5 protein-coding genes are annotated in these 2218 nt (G+C 41.3%); all 5 read right to left on the minus strand.

Features of this window, described 5'->3' with window-relative positions; translation table 11 throughout:
* Positions 1 to 280 (minus strand): HNH endonuclease (locus DSM465_RS0117735; RefSeq protein ID WP_029761956.1); only part of this gene is annotated, 280 nt, incomplete at its 3' end.
* Positions 281 to 325: 45 nt separating this feature from the next.
* Positions 326 to 571, minus strand: a complete 246-nt coding sequence (locus DSM465_RS0117740) for a hypothetical protein (RefSeq protein ID WP_029761957.1) — start codon at positions 569 to 571, stop codon at positions 326 to 328.
* A gap of 417 nt (positions 572 to 988) precedes the next feature.
* The gene (locus tag DSM465_RS0117750) at positions 989 to 1450 is read right to left on the minus strand and encodes an ArpU family phage packaging/lysis transcriptional regulator (protein WP_029761958.1); all 462 of its coding nucleotides are present in this window, start codon (positions 1448 to 1450) and stop codon (positions 989 to 991) included.
* Positions 1451 to 1683: 233 nt separating this feature from the next.
* Positions 1684 to 2016, minus strand: coding sequence for a hypothetical protein (locus DSM465_RS0117760; protein ID WP_029761959.1), 333 nt, complete (start codon positions 2014 to 2016; stop codon positions 1684 to 1686).
* Positions 2006 to 2218, minus strand: coding sequence for a hypothetical protein (locus DSM465_RS18530; RefSeq protein WP_051358558.1), 213 nt, complete (start codon positions 2216 to 2218; stop codon positions 2006 to 2008). The genes DSM465_RS0117760 and DSM465_RS18530 overlap by 11 nt, the downstream gene beginning before the upstream one ends.

Here is a 2218-nt window from a genome sequence, read left to right on the forward strand (position 1 = left end):
ATCTCAACTTCCGTTCCACTCTTTCCACCCACTCTAATCCCTTGTCTGTCAGCTCGTTCGTCATCTTGTTGTGCATTTGCTCATGACATTGAAAGCACAAGCTGACTAAGTTATCGTTGTGTAGCTTCAAATCCGGCCTTTGCTCGAATGGTATAATGTGATGTACTACCTTCGCTGGTGTCGTCTTTCCGTATCGCTTGCACTCTTGGCATAGATACTCATCCCGTCGCAGTATCGCTTCACGTTTCCTTTTCCATTGTTTTGTTTTGTAGAAACTCATGCTATCAACTCCAAATAAAAAAGCACCCGATTGAATCGGATGCTTTTAACTTTGTGACCTTGTCAATAATTCATAAGCATTCTCTAAACCGCCGAACCATTTATCAATTATTTCTTCTGTAGTAAGAGTGAATAAATCTCGAACGAATTGCCCTTCCAGATCATTTTTACCAGGTAGCGTATAATCTCTAACAGTGTACTGCACTCTCTTGTGATGTGCCAAATGAGAAACTAATGGTAATCTTAATAACCTTTCTCCTAATATCTCTTTGTCCAACTTTTGATATAACATATTCACCTCTCCTTTCGCCTACTCAATTCGACAAAAGGAGACTATTTTCCTATATCACTTTTTCGTCAAATTCCGACATTCGTACACACCGTACAAATGGACAGGAAACAAGATATGGCACTTGCCACTTAGCCCATATGCAGTTTTTGCACTTGTGCCGTTCATAGGCTCTTTTCGCTTTTTCCTTCTCGTCGTACTGATACATAACCGCAAACCTCACTTCATGTTTTCTGCCACCCAGCGACTGTCATCGTTCATTATCACCAGTTTCCCTTTTTAAAATTCATCCGTGAACTAAAAACGCCACCCCGATCGGAGTGACGCCCTGCTTCAAAATATCTCACGCTATCATCATATCATGTCTGACACAAAATAATCTGCCTTCTTTCTGCCAAAAGTCTGCCGTTTTTCTGCCATCTAAACAATGCCTATCTGCTCCTCCTTTTTATAAACCTCTATCCTCAAAATAAACGCCAATTTGTAGAAAGCCCTAGCTTTCATACGATAATACTGCCGTTCAGACATTCCCATGTCGTTATATAGCTCATAATCGTACATCATCTCATCGTTTAGGTATCGTTTCACGATCAGCTCACGTTCTTTTCTATTCAAACGGTTCACACCACGACAAATCCAATCGATGTATTTTTCTCGCTCGCGTTCAAAATCCACTTTGTCAATCACTGCTGTCTCTGTAGATGAGTGAAAAGCATTGGTGTGAGCAGGAGGAACAAGTGAATATGTGGCTGTTACCTTTGGCAATCGCTCCTCTGGAATCGTAAGGAGATAGAACCGATATTTCTCCAGGGCAGCTTCAACGGCTTCCTTCGTTTTTTCACGATCGATTTCTGGGAGCTTGAACGACAACTGCTTTACCACTCGGACCCCTCCCGTGGTATAATATGGTTTGAGGACGATATTTTACCTTCATCCTTTTTGACCGGGAGAAGTCCGGTCTTTTTTTATGTCCAGACCTTATAATTTACAATTCTGCGTTGCTGTCGGGTCATATTGATTCACGAGCTTGTACCCATGCAGCTGGTACTGTCTCACTTTCCATTTTCGTTTTGTTCTGACTTCCTTGTGTGTTTTCGGGTGACGCAAGATGTAGATCATTCGATTTCCTCCAATGTTCGTTTGGATTTTTTTCTGCTCCAGACGGTTCTTCTATCGCAATTCGGGCAGTATCTGGAATTGCCGTGTCTTGCCCAATAGATAGAATTGCAATAGGAACAAATTTTCTTTTTTAACAATCCTTTTTCTTCTGCATACATAACTAAACTTTTCAACCGTTCAATCTCCTGCTCCAACTGCTCCACTTTTTCCGCTTGTTCGATGAGCCATTTAATTTCTTCGGATTCGAGATTATAAATACCGCTTTCTAAATTTTCCTCTCCCCATTCAAACTGATCTTTTATCGTCTCTAAAAGCTCTTTATCGTTCATTCCATCCCCTCTTTTCCCTCATAAAATCAAGAAAATGTTCACGAATTTTCCATGCTGTCTTTTCACCGATTCCCGGGATTTCCTCAATCTTCCCAAGCCATTCCAGCATGAGTTTTGTGTCCAACTCATTTTGCCGTTTGGCTCCAGCATCAAACCCACGATTCCACGCCTTCATTACATCTGGATGAAAGGGAGAAGAAAT

This window comes from Geobacillus thermodenitrificans subsp. thermodenitrificans DSM 465, assembly GCF_000496575.1.
GTDB lineage: Bacteria > Bacillota > Bacilli > Bacillales > Anoxybacillaceae > Geobacillus > Geobacillus thermodenitrificans.

Bases quoted from the DNA above. Each gene is read 5' to 3' on its own strand.
- DSM465_RS0117740 (WP_029761957.1), bottom strand. From the start codon at position 571: ATGTTATATCAAAAGTTGGACAAAGAGATATTAGGAGAAAGGTTATTA.
- DSM465_RS0117760 (WP_029761959.1), bottom strand. From the start codon at position 2,016: ATGAACGATAAAGAGCTTTTAGAGACGATAAAAGATCAGTTTGAATGG.